Origin of the sequence: Pseudomonas sp. MS646 (assembly GCF_036693845.1) — a bacterium.
GTDB classification, from domain to species: Bacteria; Pseudomonadota; Gammaproteobacteria; order Pseudomonadales; family Pseudomonadaceae; genus Aquipseudomonas; species Aquipseudomonas chlororaphis_E.
In genome coordinates this window covers 2941766-2963910 of the sequence record NZ_CP144763.1, presented here as the reverse complement: position 1 = coordinate 2963910, position 22145 = coordinate 2941766, and the positions used below count along the sequence as shown (strand labels likewise).

The following is a 22145-nucleotide window of genomic DNA, read 5'->3' as shown; positions in this document are numbered from 1 at the left end:
GGAACACTTAAAGGGCTTTCAGGGATTCCCCCGTAAGCCCCTTTTTTTGCTCGTTTTTTGGATCGGTGCTTAATGCTCTCTCGCTGGTTCCCCGCTGCTATCAATACCCGTCCCACCGAATGGAGCCGCGCCGCCTTGGGCATGGCCTTGGGAACGATGTTCAGTATCTGGCTCTGTGGCCAGGTGTACGGCCTGGAGGTGGCACAGCACATCATCGGCCCGCTGGGGGCTTCGGCGGTGCTGCTGTTTGCCGTGTCGTCCGGTGCCCTGGCCCAGCCGTGGTCGATCGTGGGCGGCTACCTGTGCGCCTCGGTGGTGGCGGTGCTGGTGGCCCACGTGCTGGGCCGCACCCTGGGCAGCGCCTGCCTGGCGGCCGGCATGGCGCTGGTGCTGATGTGCTGGTTGCGCTGCCTGCACCCACCGGCGGGCGCCGTGGCGGCGACGCTGGTGTTGGCGGACCCGTCCATCGCGGCCCTGGGCTGGCAGGCCGTCGGTGTGACGATGCTGGCCGGCAGTGGCCTGCTGGCGTTTGCGCTGGCCTACAACAACCTGACCCGCGTGCGCTACCCCAAGCGCGCCAGCGAGCCGGTGGCGGTCATTCCGGCCGACCACCCGCCCGTCGACCGGCAGGCCATCACCGCCCAGGACCTGAAATTGGCGCTGGCGGAAATGGAAGCCTTCTTCGACGTCACCCCCGAAGATCTTGAGCAATTGGTCCATGCCAGCGAGCGTCATGCCAAGCGTCGCAGCATCACGGAGGTGCTGTCGGGTCGCGGATGATCCTGTGGCTGCTATAAATATGCAGACAGGACCTGCACGTATGCCGGTTGTGCTGTGCAAATTTGCACTGTTACGATCCCGTTCGCATACGCGCCTAAAAAATTGTAAAAGACAATAAAAGCAGGGAGTTAGCGATGACAGCTCAGGTTTCATCACAGGCCAGCGGAACGGTCGCCGCCCAGGTTTACGACGTGCTGGTGGAGGTCCGTAACCACATTGGCCACTTGACCCTGAACCGCCCTGCCGGCCTCAATGCGCTCACCCTGGGCATGGTGCGCAGCTTGCAGCAACAGCTCGATCGCTGGGCCCTCGACCCGCAGATTCACGCGGTGGTCCTGCGCGGTGCCGGCGACAAGGCGTTTTGTGCCGGCGGCGATATCCGTTCGCTGTACGACAGCCACAAGCAGGGCGACACCCTGCATGAAGACTTCTTCGTCGAGGAATACGCCCTCGACCTGACGATCCACCATTACCGCAAGCCGGTCCTCGCCCTCATGGACGGTTTCGTCCTGGGCGGCGGCATGGGCCTGGTGCAAGGCGCTGACCTGCGGGTAGTGACCGAGCGCAGCCGCCTGGGCATGCCAGAGGTCGGCATCGGTTACTTCCCAGACGTAGGCGGCAGTTATTTCCTGCCGCGCATTCCGGGTGAGCTGGGCATCTACCTGGGGGTCAGTGGCACCCAGATCCGCGCCGCCGACGCCTTGTATTGCGGGTTGGCCGACTGGTACCTGGACAGCCGGAAACTCGCCCAGCTCGACGAGCGCCTCGATCGACTGGAGTGGCATGACACGCCGCTCAAAGACCTGCAAAGCCTGCTGGCCAAGCTGGGTGTGCAGCAGCTCCCGGCGCCCCCCTTGGCTGACTTGCGTGCGGTCATCGATCATTTCTTCGGCCTGCCCGATGTGCCGAGCATGGTCGAGCAATTGCGTCAGGTCACGGTCGCCAACAGCCACGAATGGGCGCTCAAGACCGCCGAACTGCTGGAAACCCGTTCCCCCCTGGCCATGGCCGTGACCCTGGAAATGCTCCGGCGCGGGCGGCACCTGAGCCTGGAAAACTGTTTTGCCCTGGAGCTGCACCTGGACCGTCAATGGTTCGAACGCGGCGACCTGATTGAAGGCGTGCGCGCCTTGCTGATCGACAAAGACAAGAACCCGCGCTGGAACCCACCCACGTTGCAAGCGCTGGACGCCGGGCACGTGGCCAGTTTCTTCGACGGCTTCGACGACCACGGGAACTGAACATGCACGACCTCGAACTGACCGAAGAACAAGTAATGATCCGCGACATGGCCCGGGACTTCGCCCGTGGCGAAATCGCCCCCCATGCCCAGGCCTGGGAAAAGGCCGGATGGATCGACGACGCCCTGGTGGCGAAGATGGGCGAACTGGGCCTGCTTGGCATGGTGGTGCCGGAAGAATGGGGCGGCACTTATGTCGACTACGTGGCCTATGCCCTGGCGGTGGAAGAGATCTCCGCCGGCGATGGCGCCACCGGCGCACTGATGAGCATCCATAACTCGGTGGGCTGCGGCCCGGTCCTGAACTTCGGCACCGAGGCCCAGAAACAGACGTGGCTGGCCGACCTTGCCAGCGGCCAGGCCATTGGCTGCTTCTGCCTGACCGAACCCCAGGCCGGCTCCGAAGCCCACAACCTGCGCACCCGCGCCGAACTGCGCGACGGCCAGTGGATCATCAACGGCGCCAAGCAATTCGTCAGCAATGGCAAGCGGGCAAAACTGGCGATCGTCTTCGCCGTGACCGACCCGGACCTGGGCAAGAAAGGCATCTCGGCGTTCCTGGTGCCCACCGATACCCCGGGGTTCATCGTCGACCGCACCGAGCACAAGATGGGCATCCGTGCCTCGGACACCTGCGCGGTGACCTTGAGCAACTGCGCGATCCCTGAGGCGAACCTGTTGGGCGCACGTGGCAAAGGCCTGGCCATCGCCCTCTCCAACCTCGAAGGCGGCCGCATCGGCATTGCCGCGCAGGCCCTGGGCATCGCCCGCGCCGCATTCGAAGCGGCGCTGGCCTACTCGCGTGACCGGGTGCAATTCGACAAGCCGATCGGTGAACACCAAAGCGTCGCCAACCTGCTGGCCGACATGCACACCCGCCTGAACGCCGCCCGCCTGCTCATCCTCCATGCCGCCCGCCTGCGCAGCGCTGGCAAACCCTGCCTGTCGGAAGCCTCCCAGGCCAAGCTGTTCGCTTCCGAAATCGCCGAGAAAGTCTGCTCCTCGGCCATCCAGATCCATGGCGGGTACGGTTATCTGGAGGACTACCCGGTGGAACGCTACTACCGCGATGCGCGAATCACCCAGATCTATGAAGGGTCGAGCGAGATACAGCGGATGGTGATTGCCCGGGAATTGAAACACTACCTGGTGTGATCGCTTAAAAAGCATCGCGAGCAAGCTCGCTCCCACAGAGTCCGAGGGCGTACACAAAGGCTGCGTACACCTTAGATCCAGTGTGGGAGCGGGCTTGCTCGCGAAAGCGCTAGGTCAGTCACTTCTATGCTGGGTGTGCCGGCGTCTTCGCGGGCAAGCCCTCTCCCACAGGGTCCAGTGGCGTACACAAAAGCTGCGTACACCTGAGATCCAGTGTGGGAGCGGGCTTGCTCGCGAAAGCGTTAGGTCAGTCACTTCTATGCTGGGTGTGCCGGCGTCTTCGCGGGCAAGCCCGCTCCCACAGGGTGCGGTGGCCTACACACCCCAAATCCCCTGTGGGAGCGAGCTTGCTCGCGATGGCGCCAGTGACGGCGTCAGGTTACTTGTTCTGGAACTCCGCCGCCCGTTTCGCCACGAATGCCGCCATGCCTTCCTTCTGATCCTGCGTCGCGAATGCGGCGTGGAACACCCGGCGCTCGAAGCGCACACCCTCGGACAGACTGACTTCAAAGGCGCGGTTGACGCTTTCCTTGACCATCATGCTGATCGGCACCGACTTGGACGCAATCAACGCCGCCGTCTTCAGCGCATCATCCAGCAGCTCATCGGCCGGTACGATCCGCGCCACGATGCCGCAACGCTCGGCTTCCACCGCGTCGATAAAGCGCCCGGTCAAGCACATTTCCATGGCCTTGGCCTTGCCCACCGCACGGGTCAGGCGCTGGGTGCCGCCCATGCCCGGGAGCACGCCGAGGTTGATTTCCGGCTGGCCGAACTTGGCATTGTCGCCGGCCAGAATGAAGTCGCACATCAACGCCAGTTCGCAGCCACCGCCCAAGGCAAAGCCGTTCACCGCCGCAATGATCGGCTTGCGCCGGTTGGCCACCCGATCGCTGTCGCTGAACAAATCATCCAGGTAGATCTGCGGATAGGTCAGCTCAGCCATTTCCTTGATATCGGCGCCAGCGGCAAAGGCTTTCTTCGAGCCGGTCAGCACGATGCAGCCAATCTTCGGATCGGCCTCCAGGCTGTCCAGTGCCTGGTTCAATTCACTGACGATCTGGGCGTTCAGGGCGTTCAATGCCTGGGGACGGTTGAGGGTGATCAGGCCGACGCGGTCCTTGATCTCCAATAGAATCGTTTCGTAGCTCATGCAGCACTCCTGTTCAAAGATTGCGCGAAATGACCATGCGCTGGATGTCGCTGGTGCCTTCGTAGATCTGGCAGACGCGCACGTCGCGGTAGATGCGTTCCAGCGGGAAGTCGTTGAGGTAACCGTAACCGCCCAGGGTTTGCAATGCCATCGAGCAGACTTTTTCGGCCATTTCCGAGGCGAACAGCTTCGCCATGGAGGCCTCCACCAGCGCCGGCTGGCCGTTGTCCCGCAGCGCGGCGGCGTAGTGCACCATCTGCCGGGCCACGGCGATCTGGGTCGCCATGTCGGCCAGGCGGAACGCCACGGCCTGATGCTCGATGAGGGCCTTGCCGAAGCTTTCCCGCTCCCGGGCATAGTCCCGGGCCGCCTCGAACGCGGCGCGGGCCATGCCCACCGACTGCGCGGCAATGCCGACCCGGCCACCTTCCAGGTTCGCCAAGGCGATCCTGTAGCCTTCGCCCTCCTCACCCAGCCGATTGGCCACCGGCACCTTCACGTCCTCGAAGAGGATCTGGCAGGTGTCCGAGGCGTGCTGGCCGAGCTTGTCCTCGACCCGCGCCACGGTGTAGCCCGGCGAATCGGTGGGCACGATGAACGCACTTATGCCGCCTTTGCCAGCCGCCGGATCCGTCACCGCAAACACGATCACCACCCCGGCGTTCTGCCCGGAAGTGATGAACTGCTTGCAGCCATTGAGTACGTAATGATCCCCGTCCAGTCGCGCTCGGGTCTTCAGGCTGCTGGCGTCCGAACCGGCCTGGGGTTCGGTCAGGGCGAACGCGCCCAGCATCGCCCCGCTGGCCAGCGGCGTGAGGAACCGGGCCTTCTGCTCGTCGTTGCCGAAGGTCAGGATCGGCACGCAGCCCACCGAGTTGTGCACGCTCATGATCGTCGAGCACGCCCCGTCACCGGCAGCGATTTCTTCCAAGGCCATGGCGTAGGCCAGGTAGCCGGTGTCGCAACCGCCCCACTGCTCCGGCACGAGCATGCCGAAGAAGCCCAGCTCGGCCATTTCACCGATGGCTTCCTTGGGAAAGCGGTGCTCGCGGTCCCACTCGGCCGCGAACGGTTTCAAACGCTCCTGGGCAAATTGCCGGGCGGCGTTGCTGATGTGTGTCTGTTCTTCAGTCGGGAGCATGGTGGTTCCTCAATACAGGCATTCGACAGCCATGGCCGTGGCTTCGCCGCCGCCGATGCAAATTGCCGCGACGCCGCGCTTGAGGCCCTTCTGGCGCAAGGCCGACAGCAGGGTAACCAGGATTCGCGCCCCGGACGCACCAATGGGGTGACCCAACGCGCAGGCACCGCCATGGACGTTGACCTTGTCATGGGGGATTTCCAGCTTGCCCATGGTCACCAGGCCCACCACGGCGAAGGCTTCGTTGACCTCGAACAGGTCGATGTCAGCCACGGACCAGCCGGTCTTCTTCAGCAGTTTCTTCACCGCGCCAACGGGAGCGGTCGGGAACAGACTCGGGGTGTCGGCGAACGCCGCATGGCCGTGAATCACCGCCAGAGGCTTCAAGCCACGCTGGGCCGCCTGGCTCTGGCGCATCAGCACCAGGGCGGCGGCCCCGTCGGAAATCGAACTGGCATTGGCCGCCGTCACCGTACCGCCGTCACGGAACGCCGGCTTGAGCGAGGCGATCTTGTCGATTCGCGCCTTGGGTGGTTGCTCGTCGTGGCGCACCGTCACCTGCTCCTTGCCGACCATGACCTGCAGCGGCACGATCTCGGCATCGAAGCGGCCGTCCTTGATCGCCTGCTGGGCCCGGGTAGTGGAGGCAATGGCGAAGGCGTCCTGGGCTTCGCGGCTGAAACCGTTGGCTTCGGCGCAATCCTCGGCGAAGGTGCCCATCAGGCGGCCCTTGTCGTAGGCGTCTTCCAGGCCGTCGAGGAACATGTGGTCGAGCACCTTGCCGTGGCCCATCCGATACCCGCTGCGGGCACGGTCGAGCAGGTAAGGCGCGTTGGACATGCTTTCCATGCCGCCGGCCACGACCACGTCGGCGCTGCCGGCAACGAGCATGTCGTGGGCCAGGATCGTCGCTTCCATGCCCGAGCCGCACATCTTGTTCAGGGTGGTGCAACGGGTCGACTTGTCGAGCCCGGCACCCAGCGCGGCCTGGCGTGCCGGGGCCTGGCCGAGGCCGGCCGCCAGCACGCAGCCGAACAGCACTTCTTCCACGCTGTCGGCCGCAATACCGGCGCGCTCCACCGCGGCCTTGATGGCCGCCGCGCCCAATTGCGGGGCGCTGAGGCTCTTGAGTTCGCCCTGGAAACCGCCCATGGGGGTACGGACGGCGCTGACGATGACAATCGGATCGTTGGACATGACAAGTGCTCCTTATTTGGCGGCCATGCGCAAGGCACCGTCGAGACGGATCACCTCGCCGTTGAGCATGCTGTTTTCAATGATATGCCGCACCAGCGCCGCGTACTCGTCCGGTTTGCCCAGGCGTGGCGGGAACGGCACGCCGGCGGCCAGCGAGTCGCGCACCTCAGGGGTCATGCCGGCCATCATCGGGGTTTCGAAAATGCCCGGGGCGATGGTCATCACCCGGATGCCGAAGCGCGCCAGCTCCCGGGCGGCCGGCAGGGTCAGGCTGGCGATGGCGCCCTTGGACGCCGCATAGGCCGCCTGGCCGATCTGGCCGTCGAACGCCGCCACCGACGCCGTGTTGATGATCACCCCGCGTTCACCGTCGGCGTTTGCCTCGGTTTCGGCGATGGCCGCGGCCGCCAGTCGCAACAGGTTGAAGCTGCCGATCAGGTTGACGTTGATCACCTGGCTGAAGCTGGCCAACCCGTGGGGGCCGTGCTTGCCCAGGATCTTCTCGCCGCGCACGATGCCCGCGCAATTCACCAGGCCATTGAGGCCACCAAAGGCATCGACCGTGGCCTTGACCGCGGCTTGCACCGCCGCTTCGTCGCTGATGTCCGCCACCACGCTGTGGCAACCCAGTTTCTGCGCCTGCGCCGCCACGGCGTCGGCGTTGAGGTCCACCAGCATCACCTGGGCGCCGGCCTTGACCAGCATCTCGCCAGTGGCCGCACCGAGGCCGGACGCACCGCCGCTGACGAGGAAAATCTTGCTGTCGATCTGCATCATGGTTTCCTTGGGTTCAAGCTGAAACGTTCTGCGCCGCGGCTTCTTGGGCCTTGGCGATTTCCTGGTTGCGCAAGATAAAGCGCTGCAACTTGCCGCTTGGGGTTTTCGGCAAGTCACTGACAAATTCGATTTCACGGGGATACGCATGGGCAGCCAGGCGCTTGCGCACGTGTTGGCGCAGTTCCTCGGCCAACGCCGGGTCGGCGCGGTATTGGGCATTGAGCACGACGAACGCCTTCACCAACTCGGTACGCTCCAGGTCAGGCTTGCCGACCACTGCGGCCTCGACCACCGCCGGGTGTTCGATCAGGGCGCTTTCCACATCGAACGGGCCGACGCGGTAGCCAGAGGTGGTGATCACGTCATCGCTGCGCCCGACGAAACTGATGCTGCCGTCCGGGTTCAGCTCGACGGTATCGCCGCTCAGGTAATAATCACCCACGAACGCCTTGGTCGGCCCGCCCTGGTAACCGGCGAACCAGCACATGGGCGACTGGCTGCGATCCACGGCGAGGATCCCCGGCTGGCCGACGCCCAGCTCCTGATGCTGGTCATCCAGCACCACGATCCGGTGGCCCGGCGAGGCGAAGCCCGCGGCCCCCAGGTGCACCGGATGTTCGAGCCCGTGGTGGTTGCACAGCACCATGCCCAGTTCGGTCTGGCCGTAATGGTCGTGGATGACCACGCCCAGGTGATCGGCGAACCAGCGGATCACTTCCGGGTTCAACGGCTCGCCGGCGCTACTGACAATGCGCAGCTTGCCCTTGATCGACCGGGCGAACTGCTCACCCCCGGCGATCAGCATGCGATAGGCCGTGGGTGACCCCGTGAGGTTGGTGATGCCGTACTTGTTGATCACCCGGCAGGTGCTTTCCAGGGTGAACGGGCCATCGTAGAAGGTGATCGGGTGCCCCATCGCCAGGGGACCGGTCACGCCAAAGTAGATGCCGTAGGCCCAGCCCGGGTCGGCTAGGTTCCAGAAGGCGTCTTCGGGGCGCAGGTCCACCGCGTCACGGGTGTAGCTCTGGAACGCCACGATGGCCTTGAGCGGCACCGACAGCGCCTTCGCAGGCCCGGTGGTGCCGGAGGTGAACATCAGCAGGAACGGATCTTCGCCGGTGAGCATCACCGGTTCGCACTGGTTGGAATGGTTCGTCACTTCGGCCCAGAAACTGTAGTCGCCGCGCACGATGCCTCGGCCCTGTTCACCGCCGACCGTGACCACGGTGGGGCAACCGGCGACTTCGGCGAGTTTCGGTCGGTTGACCGCGTCGGTGACCACCAGGCGCGCACCGGAACTGCCGAGGCGATGCTCGATGGCCTTGGGCCCGAACGCGGTGAACAGCGGCTGGTACACCGCCCCGATGCGCCAGGTGGCGAGCACCACGATCAGCAACTCGGCGGTGCGCGGCAACAGGCCGGCCACTTTGTCGCCCTTGCCTACCCCTTGGGCCAGCAGGAAATTGGCGAAGCGTGCGGCCTGGTCCTGCAAGTCGCGGAACGTCCAGGTCGCCTCGCGGCCATCACGCCCCTCCCAGAACAATGCGATGTGCCCCGGCAACGCATGCCGGTCGCAACATTCGACACAGGCGTTGAGTGCCTCGAGCGAGCCATGCAGGGCGGCGTTGACGGTGCCTGGGTAGTCGAATTGGGAAATGGCCGACGAGTAATCGCGCATGAGCAGAATCCCTCTGTACTTTTTATTGGTTGGGGAGCCGTAGACAGCAGGGAAATACTCGCGCCGATGGGCGGAGGCGGCAATGGTCAAAGCCATCAAGTTGCTTGACTGCTTTGGCCATGGTTCAGGGTGGGGACAGAGGCCGCTCCCACGCAAAGGCATACACCTTGTCCAATTCGGCCACCTGGCAGTGGTGGTTGTCGGCCTCGGCCCCCACCAGGAACCATTCGGCCCTGGAGGTACCGCCCACGCGACGGGCTTTCTGCGGGTCGTAGCAGCGGGCCATTTCCTTGCCAGGCACCAGGACGAAAGCCTGCGGGTGGCTGCGCAGCCACTGGGCGGAATGTTCCAGCGAATGACGGTTGTAGAAACCGAAATGCACCACCGGCTGCCGGGCGAACAACCAATGCCCCTCGCGCCAACCGACCAGGGCCAGCTCGGCGCCGCCGGTCAGTTGCGCCACATCGCGCATGAGGGTTTCGTGAGGGTTGAGGCCTTCTTTGTGGGGCTCGATGAAACCACGGGCAAACCAGGCGCACAGCCAGAACACCGTCAATGCCGTGAAGACCCACCGGCCCTTGGGGCGCTGGCGGAACCAACGGCGCAGCATCCACGGGACCAACGGCGCGGCGATCAACACCAGGGCCGGCAACGCCGGGAAGATGTACAGCTTGCGCTTGCCGCTGCTCAGGCTGAAAAACAGCAACACCAGCAGCACCCAGCCCAGCAGCACCAACACCCGCCCATCGTGCTTGCGCAACTGTTTGCGCCAGGCCGGCACCAGCCAGGGCAGCATGAAGACCAGCGGCAGCCAGTACTTCGGAATCACGTGGACGAAGAAATACCAGAAGGGTTCGCGATGCTCCCAGGCGTTGGCGTAACGGCCGGCCGTCTGCTTGAACAGGATTTCCTGAATGTACGCCAGGCTGTCGGCGCCGCCCTGCCCCACGATCAGCAGCAACGGCCCCAGCCACAGCGCAATGGCGGCCAGCGCCACCAGCAAGCCCAACCACCATGCCCCGGCCTTGCCGGGCATCGGCACCACGCCTTTCCAACCTTTACGCACCGCATAAGCATAGGGAAGCAGCATCAACGCCGGCAGAAAGCCCACACCCTTGCTGATGATGCCCAGCCCCATCGCCGCGCAGGCCACGTAATACCAGCGCCAGGCGGGCCCCAGCAATAGGTGCCGGCACAGGCCATAGATCCCGAGGATGGTCCAGAGCGCGAGGAAGCCGTCGATTTGCCCGGTGCGCAAAATGCTGTAGGTCTGGTAGGTCGCCAGGAACAACAGTGCGGCGATCACCCCGATACGCCGCCCCCACAGCCGGCGCCCCAGGTCATACAGGCACGCCGTGGTCACGGCGCTCGCCATCAGCGCCGGCAGGTACAGCGCGACTTTCGGCAGATGGGTGAGCTGCACGAAGAGCGCCACCGTCCACATGAACAGCGGCGGTTTGTCTGCGTAGATCTCACCGGCGCGGTGGGGAATGAACCACGATCCGTTCTGCAGCATTTCCAGGGCCACGCCGAGGAAACGCTCCTCGTCGACGTTCATCGGTTGGCGCCAACCGAGACCGGCGCCCACCATCACCAGTGCCAGCAACACCAGGGCCAGCAGCTCCCACCGCGAAGAAGCCAAGCGTATCCGCACCGGTCAGCCCTTTTGATCCAGTTCATGGCTGGCCTGCTCGGCCTGCTTGGCGATCAACTGCAAATTGCGCAGGTACACCACGAAGCCGAACGACTGGCCGACGATGAAGACCGGATCCTGGCGGTAGATGGCATAGGCCAACAACAACGCGCTGCCGACGATGCTCAGGTACCAGAACCCTACGGGGATCAAGCTGCGCTTCTTGTACTCGCTGTAAAGCCACTGCAGGACGAAACGCCCGGTGAAGGCCAACTGGCCGCCGAAGCCAACCGCCAGCCATATCGATTCTCTGCCCATTTCAGACCTCGGTTTCGTGTGCGTTGACGTCCAGCCGCGTGCGCTTTATCAGCCACCACACCCCAAACAGATCGAGGATGCCCACCAGGGCGCGGTCGAGGTTGCCGTAGTTGGAAACCCCGGCCCCGCGCTCACGGTGGTTGACCGGCTGCACCAGCATTCGGCCGTTGTGGCGGCGGATCAGCGCAGGAATGAAACGGTGCATGTGGTCGAAGTACGGCAGGCGCAGAAACGCCTGGCGCTCGATCAACTTGATGCCGCAACCGGTGTCGGGCGTCTGGTCCTTCAGCAGGCCGGCGCGCAACTTGTTGGCAAATCGCGACGCCCAGCGCTTGCTCGCCGTGTCCCGGCGGTTGACCCGGTGCCCGGCCACCAGCTTGACGCCGCCTGGCTGGCCTTCGGAGCCGCGCACCAGCTCAATCATCCCGGGCAGGTCGGCCGGATCGTTCTGGCCATCACCGTCGAGGGTGGCCAACCAATGCCCACGCGCCACCTCGGCAGCGTGATGGATCGACGTGCTTTGCCCCAGGGAACGGGCATGGGTGAGCACGCGCAATTGCGGGTAGTCGCCGCTGTTGTGCAGCGTGCGCAATTGCGCGGCGGTGGCGTCGGTGCTGCCGTCGTCCACCACGATGACCTCGAAGGCTTCATCGGCTAATGCGGCACGCACCTCTTCGAGCAACGGAATGAGGTTGCCTGCTTCGTTCTTCGCCGGAATCAGGACCGACACATAGGGATCTTGCTGCATGACGCTCCCGCTAGAGGATGGAAAAGGAAGGGGTTAGACGCCGTAATAGCCGCGGTACCAGTCAACGAACGCCTGCACGCCCACAGGCACCGCAACCTGCGGCCGGAAGCCCACGCGCGCTTCCAGCTCGCGGGTGTCCGCCCAGGTGTTGACCACGTCGCCTGCCTGCAACGGCATGCCATGCTTGATCGCACGAATGCCCAGGGACTCTTCCAGGCATTCGATGAACTGCAGCAACTGGACCGGCGCGCCAAACCCGATGTTGTAGACCTTGTTGCGCACCGTGCCCGCCTCGGCCGGTGGCAACGGCAACAGCCGCACAAGGGCCTCCACGATGTCGTCGATGTAGGTGAAATCCCGCGACATGGCGCCGTCGTTGTAGACCTCCAGAGGCCGGCCACCCAGGATCGCCTCGGTGAATTTGAACGGCGCCATGTCGGGGCGTCCCCATGGCCCGTACACGGTAAAGAAGCGCAGGCCGGTGGTGGGAATGCCGTACAGGTGCGAGTACGCGTGGGCCATCAGTTCGTTGGCGCGCTTGGTGGCCGCGTAAAAGGACACCGGCTGGTCGACGGGGTCATCCGTGCTGTAAGGCAGGCGATCATTCAAGCCATAGACCGAGCTGCTCGAAGCGAACACCAGGTGCGCCGGCCTATGGGCCCGACAGGCTTCCAACACATTGAGGAAACCCACCAGGTTGCTTTGCGCGTAGACGTCGGGATGGTCGATGGAATAGCGCACCCCCGCCTGGGCGGCCAGGTGGACGACATGGTCGAATGCATGCCGGGCGAACAGATCCAGCAACGCCGGCTTGTCCGCCACGTCCATCCGCTGGAACTGGAATTGACTGCACGTGGCCAACTGCGCGAGCCGGGCGTGTTTCAGCTCGACGCTGTAGTAGCTGTTGAGGTTGTCGATGCCAATGACTTGATGGCCATCGCGGCATAGCCGCCTGGCGGTATGGAACCCGATGAAACCGGCGACACCGGTGACCAGGATTTTCATCGGGCGCGCCTTAACGCGATCCCGGCCAATGCATGTTCCCGCAAACCGACACAATCGTTACCCACAACGGTCATTTCCATTCACTACTCTGCTCGATGGCCTGTTTTTTCTATACCGAGGCTTATAGCAAGCAGACGTGACAGATTTATGAGCGCCGACCCGGTCGGGTCAGTGGGCGTCGTTGAGGATCAGGCTCCGGTAATGCCCAGGGTTGGACCCGGACCACTTGCGAAACGCCTTGTAGAAGGAACTGGCGTCGGCAAAGCCCAGGCGCGTGGCGATCTCGACGAAGCTGATGGCGGGCTCGGCCAGCCAGGCGATTGCCAACTCTCGACGCACGCTGTCCTTGAGGCCTTGATACGTCTGGCCCTCCTCTGCCAGGCGGCGACGCAGGGTGGACGCCGAGACGCACAACTGCTGGGCCAGGGTTTCGGTTTCCGGCCACTGTTCGGCGGGCAGTTGCCGCAGGTCGTGGCGGATGCGGCTGGCCAGGCTCTGCGGGTCGCGGTACTTGACCAGGATATTGGCCGGGGCGTGGGCCAGGAACCGCTTGAGTTCCTCGGGGCTGCGTCGGATGGGCAAGTCCAGGCACTCGGCGGCGAAGATCATTCGCGTGCGCGGCCGGTCGAAGCGCAGGTTCTGGGAAAACATCACCCGGTAGTCGTCGCAGAAGTCCGGCGCCGGGCAGCGCAGTTCGACGGAAAGAATCGGAATGCGTCGCCCCGCCAACCAGCAGGCCACGCCATGGACGATCATCCAATAGGTGAAATAGGTAAAGGCCCGCTGCGGTGCCTGATCGTCTTCGCAAAGGACGATTTCCGCCAGGCTTTGCTGGCGCACCCACTGCGCCGGCAGGTGTTCGAGCATCAGCGAAAGAAAGCCCAGCCCGGCCGTCAACCCCGCCGCCAGCGTCGGCTGCGCCATGGCGCACTGGCAGAGAAACGCCAGGCTGCCGGACCTGAGCTTGCGCGGGTCCATGCCGAAAAATTCGTCATCCAGGCGCCGCGCCAGCAAGCGCCAGAGCCGCGCATAAGCATGGGCCGGCACTCGCGCCTGAGGATCGTCCAGCAGCGCCGGGTCGATGCCGACTTTGCTCAGCACCTCGGCGCTGGCCGCACCGGGGGCGCAGCTTTGCAGCAGCGCCTCGCGGACCAGTTGAATGGAGATGGTGTCTTTTTCAGACACGGCGCGGCTGTTCACAGGATCCGGTAAAGCAGCCGTTCTATCCGCACCCGGCTGACCCGTTTCAGGAACTTGGCAACGGCGGCCGGGTAATCCGGCAGGCTTTCAAGGTCCAGGAAGCGCTCGATCCGACGCGTGTGGCGGTAGATCTGCTCAAGCTCGGCCCGACGAGGTTCCAGCAGCTCACCCTTGGGATCGTCCAACAACAGGGCGTTTTCCAGGTCCAGGCGAAAGGCGCGCGGGTTGAGGTTGTTGCCGGTCAACAAGGTGTAGCGCTCGTCGACCCACATGCCCTTGAGGTGATAGGTGTTGTCGCCATCGCGCCACAGGTGCAGGTTCAACTGGCCGCTGTCGATGTAGCGCTGATGGCGCTTGGCGAAGCGCCGGAAGCTGATTTCATACAGGTAGGGCAACGCCGCGATGATCTTGAACGGTTCGCTGGGCGGGATATAGAAATCGTTGGCGGTCTTGTCGCCGACGATGATATCGATCTTGACCCCGCGGGCCAGGGCGCGATTGAGCTCGCGGGTCACGGCCAGCGGCAGGTTGAAGTATGGCGTGCAGATGGTCAGTTGCTGGCGGCTGCTGGCGATCAACTCGCCGATGACCCGGCTCAGCGGGTTGTTCTTGCCCACGCCCAGCAACGGGCTGACCGACAGGCCACTCTTGTCGAGGCTGCCGGCCGTGGTGTCATAGGCCGCGTATTTCAACCGGCTGCGCAAGTCGCCGATGTCCTTGCGCAGGCTGCGGGTGCTGGGCAGGTTCGGCAAGTCCAGGCGATGCACCGCCCTGGACGTGACCAGGCCATGTTGCACCAGGTGATGCATGGAATCGGCCAGCGCGGTGTTATGCAGCAGGTGGTAGCGGTCGTAACGGTACTTGTCGAACTTGTGCAAGTAGACGTTGTTCAGGCTGGCCCCGCTGTAGAGCACGCAGTCGTCGATCACGAAGCCCTTCAAGTGCAGCACGCCGAACAGCTCGCGGGTCTGCACCGGTACGCCGTAGATCGGCACTTCGCTGTCGTGCAGGCGGGTTTGTTCCTGGTACCACGCCGAGTTGCCCGGCTGCTTCTTGGCGCCGATCAGGCCCCGCTGGGCCCGCAGCCAGTCCACCACCACGACCACGTCCAGTTCCGGACGGGCCGCCTTGGCGGCATGCAGGGCATCGAGGATTTCCTGGCCGGCTTCGTCCTGTTGCAGGTACAGGGCGACGATATAAATGCGCTGGGTAGCCTGGGCGATTTTCTCCAGCAGGCAACGGCGGAACTGGGCAGCGCCATCGAGGATGGTCACCGCCTCGGCGGTCAGTGCAAAGCTGCGCAGCTTGGGCAGCAGGGAGCGTTTGAAAAGCGACGGCATAGGGCTCGCAAAAGGTCGATTCCGAAGAACGGATGAGCTTACACCATGGATCGGCTCGGGTCTTCCCGTCGTCATGAAAAAAACATTTGACCAAGGAGAACGATCGTTCTACTGTCTATTACATGAATGAAATTACTAGCAGTGAAACACGAGACATCATTCTCGATGTCGCCGAAAAGTTGATCTATAAAAGTGGCATCGCGGCCACCGGCATGGACCTTCTGGTGAAAACCGCCGGCGTCTCGAGAAAAAGTATCTACCGTTACTTCGCCAATAAGGACGACCTGATCGTGGCCGCCCTCAAGCGCCGCGATGAACGCTGGATGCACTGGTTCAGCAGCGAGGTCGACAAGGCACCGACCCCCGCCGCGCGCCTGCTCAACCTGTTCACCGTTCTCAAGGGCTGGTTCGACAGCGAGGGCTTTCGCGGTTGTGCGTTCATCAACACCAGCGGTGAGACCGGCGATCCCGAGGATCCGGTCCGCCAGTTGGCGAAGTTGCACAAACAGAAGTTGCTCGACTACGTCACCCGCCTGTGTGTCGACCAGGGTGTCGAAAGCCCCGATGCGCTGGCTCGCCAACTGCTGATCCTGATCGACGGCGCCATCACCGTGGCGCTGGTGATGGGCGATCACGGCGCGGCCGACCAGGCCCGGGACATGCTGGGCAGCTTGCTGAATCTGGACGAATCAAACGCATGACCCGTTAAACCGCTGTGCCCTTCATTTATCCATTGGAGATCTACCATGTCTGCCTCTTCCGACGTTCGCCCGCCTTTGCCGCCCTTCACCCGTGAATCGGCCATCGAGAAAGTCCGCCTGGCCGAAGACGGCTGGAATTCCCGCGATCCGCAGCGGGTGTCCCTGGCCTATACGCTGGACACCCAATGGCGCAACCGCGCCGAGTTCGCCCATAACCGCGAGGAAGCCAAGGCCTTCCTGACCCGCAAGTGGGCCAAGGAACTGGACTACCGACTGATCAAGGAACTCTGGGCGTTCACCGACAACCGCATCGCCGTGCGCTACGCCTACGAATGGCACGACGACTCGGGCAACTGGTTCCGCTCCTACGGCAATGAGAACTGGGAATTCGACGAGCACGGGTTGATGGCCAACCGCTTTGCCTGCATCAACGACATGCCGATCAAGGAAAGCGAGCGCAAATTCCACTGGCCCCTGGGCCGCCGCCCGGACGATCACCCGGGGTTGTCCGACTTGGGGTTGTAAGGGCTGGATCGACGGCAGCCGCCACGAACAGGTTGGCTGCCAGGCCGTTTTCGCGGGCAAGCCCGCTCCCACAGGGGATGGTTGAACATCAAGCATCCGTGTGGGAGCGGGCTTGCCCGCGAAGGGGCCATCCCCCACACGCCCCACTCCCCGCCAGGCAGACAGCCGGACGCTCGCCGGGGTTGACCACCGTGGCGCCAGCCATCACATTGCCCCTCGGAGAGCGTTTCGCTGTGTTGCCGACTGTGTGGAGCCCATGACCGCGTCGATCCCGATCCGTCCCCCCTGCCCGCCTGGCGTCTGTGATTGCCAACGCGATGAGCTGCTGCAAACGCCCGGCAGTGACTTGCGCATCCTTTGCCTCAACCGCCAGGAAGAAAAGCGCTTGCTCGAACGCCTGGAGAACATCCAGAGCCTTGACGAACTCCAGCACTTGCAACAGCGCTTGTACGAGAACCTCGGCATCCGCCTGAGCATCGAGCCCGGCTACAACGAAGTGCGCACCATGCGCGGTATCGCCATCGAGTTCCAGGCGCAAGCTGGCCTGTGCCGCAAAATTCGCCAGTCGATCCCCAGCGCCATCCGCCGCGGGCTGGAAAAGCGCCCGGAAATCGCCTGGCGCCTGCTCGATGCCCACGACCTGTTTCGCGACGCCTAGGCTCCGTCTGAAAAGCCTTGATACTCGTTCCTGCTGCGTTGAAAACCGGCTCGTGCGCGAGTCCGATCGGAATGCTCATTTACTCCAGTAAAGTCGAGCGCGACCCCGGCCGTTCCTCGCCGGTTTTCGCCTTGCCTGACCTTCGTCTCAAGACTTTTCAAACAGAGCCTAGAAGTCGACCGTCGCCGACAGCAGGTAGGTGCGCGGCGTCGACAGCGTCAAGCCCGGTTCGCTGTCATCCGAGGCCCCGGCCGAACTCCAGTAGCGCTTGTCGGCCACGTTCTCGACGTTGGCCCGCAGGGTCACGCGCTTGTCGTCGACCTTGAAGCCATAGCGTGCACCGACATCGAAGCGAACCCAGGAATCTATTTCCTTGTCGTTGGACGGGTCCAGGTACTGCGAGCTGGAGTAGATGCCGCGGCTGGTCAATGTCAGGCCCTGCACCGTCGGCACATCCCATTCGGCGCCCAGGTTGACGTTGTACTTGGGCGTCGCCGGCGCCCGGTTGCCGTCGAAGGTCCCGCCCGTGGTATTGGTCAACTCGCTGTCGATGAACATCACCCCGCCGAGCAAGCGGGTGCCCTTGAGCGGCTCGCCGAACACGCTCAGTTCCACTCCGGTGTTCTCGCGCTTGCCGTTCGGGCCGAAGACCCGTGTCGTCGCGTCGGTGGCATAAGCCGGCTGCTTGATGCGGAACACGGCGGCGGTCATGGCGAACGGGCCGGTATCGTACTTGGCGCCGACTTCCACCTGACGGCTGATGAACGGCGGGAAAATCTCATCCTCGTTCACCGAGGTCGAGGGCGCGATCTTGCCCTGGCTGAGGCCCTCCATGTAGTTGGCATACAGCGACAGCTTGTCGGTCGCCTTGAACAGAATACCGCCGGACGGCGAGACCTTCTCTTCATCGTAGGCGGTCACGCCCTTGACGTCGTTCGACCAGTCATCGACCTTGACCCGCTGCCAGCGCGCACCGAGGGTCAACAGCAGCCGGTCATCGAAGAAGCCCAGGGTGTCGGACAACGCCACACCGCTGAAGCGGTTCTCGGTGTAGACCTTGTCGTCCTGGCGCGTCGGCGTGCCTGGCGTTGGCGTGTCCACCGGGTCGTACAGGTTGCTGCGACCGTTGGCATAGCGGGCGCCGCCGTTGGTGAAGTCCATGTAGAAGTAGCTGGCCGCGAGGTTGACCTCATGGCTCACAGGGCCGGTGTGGAACCAGTTGCGCACGCCGGCGGTGGCCGTCCGGACGTTTTCGTCGCGGGTAAAGTCCCGGGGCGAAACGGTGAAGTCACCGGCGTCGTTGGTGACTGAAACGGCGTGGCGGAGAAAGTCGTGGTTGCTTTTGCGTGCGCCCACGCCGCCATACAGCATGACGGCATCGTTGACGTCGAATTCGGCGTTCACCGCGCCGAACGTGTCGGTGGTGCGCGCCTTGCTCCAGGCCTGGGCATAGTTGCTGCGCACATCGCTGGCGTGTGGCACCTGGGCGTTGGCGCCGACCTGCACACGCTCCTGGGGGGCGTCGGTGTCGCGCTCGGTGTGGCCGATGTCCGTCGAGAGCCGCAGGCGTTCACCGCGAAAATCCAGGCCCAGCACCGCCATCTCACGGTCGACGCTCTGGTGGTCCCATTCGGTGTCGCCGGACTGCTTCACGCCATTGAAACGCAGGCCGAACTGGTTCTCCTCACCGAAACGCCGGCCAACATCCACCGCGCCGCCCAGTTGATTGTTGGAGGCATAGCTGCCGGTGAACGAGTTGATGGGGGTGTCGGTGGCCCGCTTGGGCACCACGTTGATCCCGCCACCGACGCTTCCCCTCGGCGAGATACCGTTGATGAGCTGGGTCGGCCCCTTGAGGATATCGACGCGATCGGCCATCTCCATGTCGATGGTGTAGGTCGGCAGGACTCCGTAAAGGCCGTTGTAGGCGACATCGCTGTTGAACAGGCTGAGCCCGCGAATGGTGAACTGTTCGTAGCGTCCGCCCGCCGGGTTGGTGGCGCGCACCGATGGGTCGCTGGCGATCAAGTCACCGAGGGTACGGGCCTGCTGGTTCTTGACCGCTTCGCTGGTGTAGGTGGTCATGCTGAACGGCGTTTCCATGAAGTCCCGCGACCCCAGCAGGCCTTGGGAACCGCGCCGTGCGACCTGGCCGCCGGCGTACACGGGGGCGTCCGTCGCACCGTTGGCCCCAAGGATCGAGGTCGGCGCCAGTTGCAGGCTGCCGCCTTGCGGCGCGGGCATCAGGATGTAGGCCTGCTCACCCACCGGTTGCAATTGCAGGCCGGACCCTTGCAGCAACCGGGCGAAGCCTTCTTCGACCCCGTACTCGCCCGAGAGCCCGGCGCTGTTGCGCCCGCTCACCAACGCCGGGTCCACCGACAGGTTGACGCCCGCCAGCCCGGCAAACCGGGTCAGCGCCGTGCCCAGGCTGCCGGCAGGCACCTGGTAGCTGCGCCGAGCGGCCTCCTCGGCCTGGCTTGAAGCGATGAAGAAAGGGCTGGCGCTCAGGCTCAGCAGGAGGCTGAGGTTCAACAGCGGGCGCCAGCCGGCGAAGGCCGGGCGCAAACGCAACGGTACAACTGCGGACATGGGGAGGCGCTCTCATTTTGTTCGATTGCCTTGAATGACAAGCGAGACAAAAAAACGGGACAGGCTTCAGGCACTATTTTTTCGAAGCGTCAGGGTCACCCAGTAACGGGTGCGCAGGTGCACGTCCATCGGCAGGCTGGCCGAGAGCAGCGCCAGGATCCGATCGGTGTTCTCCAGGCGGAAACTGCCGGTGACGCGAAGCGACTCCAAGGCTTCGTCCCAGCGCAATACACCCGGGCGATAGCGGGCCAGGTCCCGCAGGAAATCGCCCAGTGGCTGGTCCTGCGCCGTCAGCACGCCGTCGCGCCAACCCAACTGCAACATATCAAAGCGGCGCACCGAACCTGCGCCCGTGGCCTGGAAGTCGACCTGCTGGCCCGGCTCCAGCCCCAACAGCGGCCCGCGCAGCGGTTGCACCTGCGCCGCACCGCTGAGCACCGACACCCGGCATTCGTGCTCGCTCAAGCGCAGGCACGCTTCCCCCCGACTGACGCTGATCAACCCATAGGGCGACTGGATCGACAGCGGCGCGTCCCCCACCACCTTGAGGGCCATTTCGCCGCGCAGCAGCACCAGACGCCGCGTGGCGAGGTCCAGGTTCACGGCGCTGTCGGTGTTCAGTTGCAAGGCGCTGCCATCGGCCAGCGACCAACGTCGCTGCTCACCGGTGGCGGTGTGCAGGTCGGCACGCCAGACATCCAGTGGCAGCTCTCGCCCCAGCAACCAGGCAGTGGGCACCAGCGCCGCGACACCCAACGCCCGCTTGAGCACCGCACGGCGGGCCATGGCCGGGCGATCGAGGGTGGCCATGCCCACGGAAGCCGGGACCGCGGCGAAGCGCCGGCGCAAGCGCAGGGCCTTTTGCCAGGCCGCCTCGTGATGAAGACTGCTGTCGCGCCAGCGTTGCAACGCGGCGGTGTCGAATGCCGCGTCGGCCGACTCCAGCAGTGTCAGCCAATGGGCCGCCGCCCGGGCGGCATCGCGGGCTTCAGGTGTTGGGCCTGGGCGGTTCAAAAGTCCACCAGCAGGCAGTGTTCGTAGGCCTGGGCCATGTAGCGCTTGACCGTCCGCTCGGACACCTGCAAACGCTCGGCAATCTCCCGGTAGCCCAGGCCTTCGAGCTGGCTCCAGAGAAAGGCCCGCCGCACCAGGGGCGGCAGGCCGTCGAGCAGTTCGTCCAGGGCGTGAAGGGTCTCCAACAGCAACCAACGCTGTTCGGGGGACGGTACGCAGGCTTCGGGCAGGCTCGCCAACGCGTCGAGATACGCCTGCTCCAGGTTGCGCCGGGTGTAGAAGTTGCTCAACAGTCGCTTGCCGACCGTCAGCAGGTAGGCCCGAGGCTCCTGCAGCTCGGCCAAAGCCTGGGAGCTGACGAGCACGCGCAGGAAGGTATCCTGGCGCAGGTCCGCCGCATCCCAGGCATTGCCCAGGCGCCGTCGCAACCAGTTTTCCAGCCAGCTGCCGTGGTCACGGTACAACGCGTGGAGGGAGTGTTCCGTCGGCGAAGCTGCATCACCCATGTAAAGAAGCCTGTGCAAGGTCTTAAATGAGACTGATTCTAATTAATGTTCATGAACGAATCCAGGCTCTTTGACTGATGCCCTGCACGCCAGCAAAAAAACGGCGGGAGCCGAGGCCCCGCCGTTGCGCAGTGCTTGAAGATGGGCTGCCCCAGGGATCAGTGACTGGCGTGCAGCGCCTTGGGCACTTCCGGCATGGCCGAAGAGTGATGGTTGATGATCTTCCACTGCCCGTCGAGGCGCTCGTAAAGGAAGGTGTAGCGAGCCTGGACGTCACGCTTGGAGCCGTCGGCATTGGTCAGGGTGAAGGTGTAGACCCCACTGTCCATGGCCGCGTCGGGGCCCATGTGGCGAATTTCCCGGTAGTTGATCTGCCCCACCGGCTTGCCGACCAGGAAATGGTCGAAGTAATCCTGGATCTGCGCCGGCGTGGTGCGCACCTTGTTGGACAGGGTCGGTTGCAGGACCGCATCCGGCGCGTAGAGGCCGGTCATCGCGCTGGCGCTGCCAGACTTCAGCGTGGTGTTCCAGCGGTCGAACAGCGCGGCAATTTCCTGGTCATTCACGTTCTTGGGCTGTTCGGCCACGGTGCGGTACACGTAGGGCGTGGCATCCACGGCGTGGACAAACGGCGTGGTCAGCAGGAAAAAAGCGGCCAGGGTGAAGGTTTTCATTTTCATCGCAGGGTTCCTTTGGGTTTCAATGGCCCCACTTTGCCGGCCCGCGCTGGCGCCGCCATCGGCCAACCGGTGCCGCTCGCCTATGCCATTCGGCAGATAGGCCC

The 22145-nt window shown here is 64.1% G+C and carries 21 protein-coding genes; 6 read left to right on the top strand and 15 right to left on the bottom strand.

The features are described from left to right. Nucleotides 1-72: 72 nt before the first annotated feature. From V3H56_RS13095 to V3H56_RS13085, 3 genes are all read left to right on the top strand, one after another. Nucleotides 73-780: an HPP family protein gene (locus tag V3H56_RS13095; protein ID WP_042728092.1), complete on the top strand. Its 708-nt coding sequence runs from the start codon at nucleotides 73-75 to the stop codon at nucleotides 778-780. A gap of 134 nt (nucleotides 781-914) precedes the next feature. Further along, nucleotides 915-2021 carry an enoyl-CoA hydratase/isomerase family protein gene (locus tag V3H56_RS13090; protein ID WP_042728093.1) on the top strand — a complete coding sequence of 369 codons (1107 nt, stop codon included), beginning with the start codon at nucleotides 915-917 and terminating at the stop codon, nucleotides 2019-2021. A 2-nt stretch (nucleotides 2022-2023) separates the two neighbouring features. Beyond that, on the top strand, nucleotides 2024-3175 hold the full coding sequence (locus V3H56_RS13085) for an acyl-CoA dehydrogenase family protein (RefSeq protein ID WP_042728094.1): 1152 nt from the start codon (nucleotides 2024-2026) through the stop codon (nucleotides 3173-3175). Nucleotides 3176-3554: 379 nt separating this feature from the next. Here the strand turns inward: V3H56_RS13085 and V3H56_RS13080 are convergent, their stop codons facing one another. The 11 genes from V3H56_RS13080 to pssA form a co-directional block, all read right to left on the bottom strand. Beyond that, a complete protein-coding gene (locus V3H56_RS13080; protein ID WP_042728095.1) occupies nucleotides 3555-4328 on the bottom strand; it encodes an enoyl-CoA hydratase in 774 nt (257 codons plus the stop codon). A gap of 13 nt (nucleotides 4329-4341) precedes the next feature. After that, the gene (locus V3H56_RS13075) at nucleotides 4342-5469 is read right to left on the bottom strand and encodes an acyl-CoA dehydrogenase (RefSeq protein ID WP_338474723.1); all 1128 of its coding nucleotides are present in this window, start codon (nucleotides 5467-5469) and stop codon (nucleotides 4342-4344) included. Nucleotides 5470-5478: 9 nt separating this feature from the next. Further along, the gene (locus V3H56_RS13070; protein ID WP_212803774.1) at nucleotides 5479-6666 is read right to left on the bottom strand and encodes an acetyl-CoA C-acyltransferase; all 1188 of its coding nucleotides are present in this window, start codon (nucleotides 6664-6666) and stop codon (nucleotides 5479-5481) included. Nucleotides 6667-6678: 12 nt separating this feature from the next. After that, on the bottom strand, nucleotides 6679-7440 hold the full coding sequence (locus V3H56_RS13065) for an SDR family NAD(P)-dependent oxidoreductase (protein ID WP_338474722.1): 762 nt from the start codon (nucleotides 7438-7440) through the stop codon (nucleotides 6679-6681). Nucleotides 7441-7456: 16 nt separating this feature from the next. Next, nucleotides 7457-9121: an AMP-binding protein gene (locus V3H56_RS13060; RefSeq protein WP_123579975.1), complete on the bottom strand. Its 1665-nt coding sequence runs from the start codon at nucleotides 9119-9121 to the stop codon at nucleotides 7457-7459. A 124-nt stretch (nucleotides 9122-9245) separates the two neighbouring features. Continuing rightward, nucleotides 9246-10712 carry a glycosyltransferase family 39 protein gene (locus V3H56_RS13055; RefSeq protein WP_338474785.1) on the bottom strand — a complete coding sequence of 489 codons (1467 nt, stop codon included), beginning with the start codon at nucleotides 10710-10712 and terminating at the stop codon, nucleotides 9246-9248. Nucleotides 10713-10778: 66 nt separating this feature from the next. Then, entirely contained in the window at nucleotides 10779-11072 is a 294-nt protein-coding gene (locus V3H56_RS13050) for a lipid-A-disaccharide synthase N-terminal domain-containing protein (protein WP_338474721.1), read from the bottom strand. A gap of 1 nt (nucleotide 11073) precedes the next feature. Then, nucleotides 11074-11820: a glycosyltransferase family 2 protein gene (locus tag V3H56_RS13045; protein ID WP_338474720.1), complete on the bottom strand. Its 747-nt coding sequence runs from the start codon at nucleotides 11818-11820 to the stop codon at nucleotides 11074-11076. Nucleotides 11821-11853: 33 nt separating this feature from the next. Continuing rightward, complete coding sequence (locus V3H56_RS13040) at nucleotides 11854-12825, bottom strand: NAD-dependent epimerase/dehydratase family protein (RefSeq protein ID WP_042728102.1); 972 nt, start codon at nucleotides 12823-12825, stop codon at nucleotides 11854-11856. 168 nt (nucleotides 12826-12993) lie between these two features. Continuing rightward, the gene (locus V3H56_RS13035) at nucleotides 12994-14010 is read right to left on the bottom strand and encodes an AraC family transcriptional regulator (RefSeq protein ID WP_042728122.1); all 1017 of its coding nucleotides are present in this window, start codon (nucleotides 14008-14010) and stop codon (nucleotides 12994-12996) included. Nucleotides 14011-14021: 11 nt separating this feature from the next. Beyond that, entirely contained in the window at nucleotides 14022-15365 is a 1344-nt protein-coding gene (pssA, locus tag V3H56_RS13030) for a CDP-diacylglycerol--serine O-phosphatidyltransferase (RefSeq protein ID WP_338474719.1), read from the bottom strand. Nucleotides 15366-15487: 122 nt separating this feature from the next. Between pssA and V3H56_RS13025 the strand changes: the two genes are divergently transcribed. The 3 genes from V3H56_RS13025 to V3H56_RS13015 all read left to right on the top strand — a co-directional run bounded on the left by V3H56_RS13025 (nucleotide 15488) and on the right by V3H56_RS13015 (nucleotide 17249). Next, the gene (locus tag V3H56_RS13025) at nucleotides 15488-16066 is read left to right on the top strand and encodes a TetR/AcrR family transcriptional regulator (RefSeq protein ID WP_338474718.1); all 579 of its coding nucleotides are present in this window, start codon (nucleotides 15488-15490) and stop codon (nucleotides 16064-16066) included. A 45-nt stretch (nucleotides 16067-16111) separates the two neighbouring features. After that, complete coding sequence (locus tag V3H56_RS13020; RefSeq protein WP_042728105.1) at nucleotides 16112-16591, top strand: nuclear transport factor 2 family protein; 480 nt, start codon at nucleotides 16112-16114, stop codon at nucleotides 16589-16591. A gap of 256 nt (nucleotides 16592-16847) precedes the next feature. Then, complete coding sequence (locus tag V3H56_RS13015) at nucleotides 16848-17249, top strand: hypothetical protein (RefSeq protein ID WP_042728106.1); 402 nt, start codon at nucleotides 16848-16850, stop codon at nucleotides 17247-17249. 168 nt (nucleotides 17250-17417) lie between these two features. On the opposite strand, the gene V3H56_RS13010 is transcribed toward V3H56_RS13015, so the two are convergent. The 4 genes from V3H56_RS13010 to V3H56_RS12995 form a co-directional block, all read right to left on the bottom strand. Continuing rightward, nucleotides 17418-19841: a TonB-dependent receptor gene (locus tag V3H56_RS13010; protein ID WP_042728107.1), complete on the bottom strand. Its 2424-nt coding sequence runs from the start codon at nucleotides 19839-19841 to the stop codon at nucleotides 17418-17420. Nucleotides 19842-19907: 66 nt separating this feature from the next. After that, nucleotides 19908-20855: a FecR domain-containing protein gene (locus V3H56_RS13005; RefSeq protein WP_338474717.1), complete on the bottom strand. Its 948-nt coding sequence runs from the start codon at nucleotides 20853-20855 to the stop codon at nucleotides 19908-19910. After that, the gene (locus V3H56_RS13000; protein WP_338474716.1) at nucleotides 20852-21361 is read right to left on the bottom strand and encodes a sigma-70 family RNA polymerase sigma factor; all 510 of its coding nucleotides are present in this window, start codon (nucleotides 21359-21361) and stop codon (nucleotides 20852-20854) included. Before V3H56_RS13000 ends, V3H56_RS13005 begins: the two co-directional genes overlap by 4 nt. Before the next feature lie 158 nt (nucleotides 21362-21519). Beyond that, on the bottom strand, nucleotides 21520-22041 hold the full coding sequence (locus V3H56_RS12995) for an SgcJ/EcaC family oxidoreductase (RefSeq protein WP_047738189.1): 522 nt from the start codon (nucleotides 22039-22041) through the stop codon (nucleotides 21520-21522). Nucleotides 22042-22145: the final 104 nt, after the last annotated feature.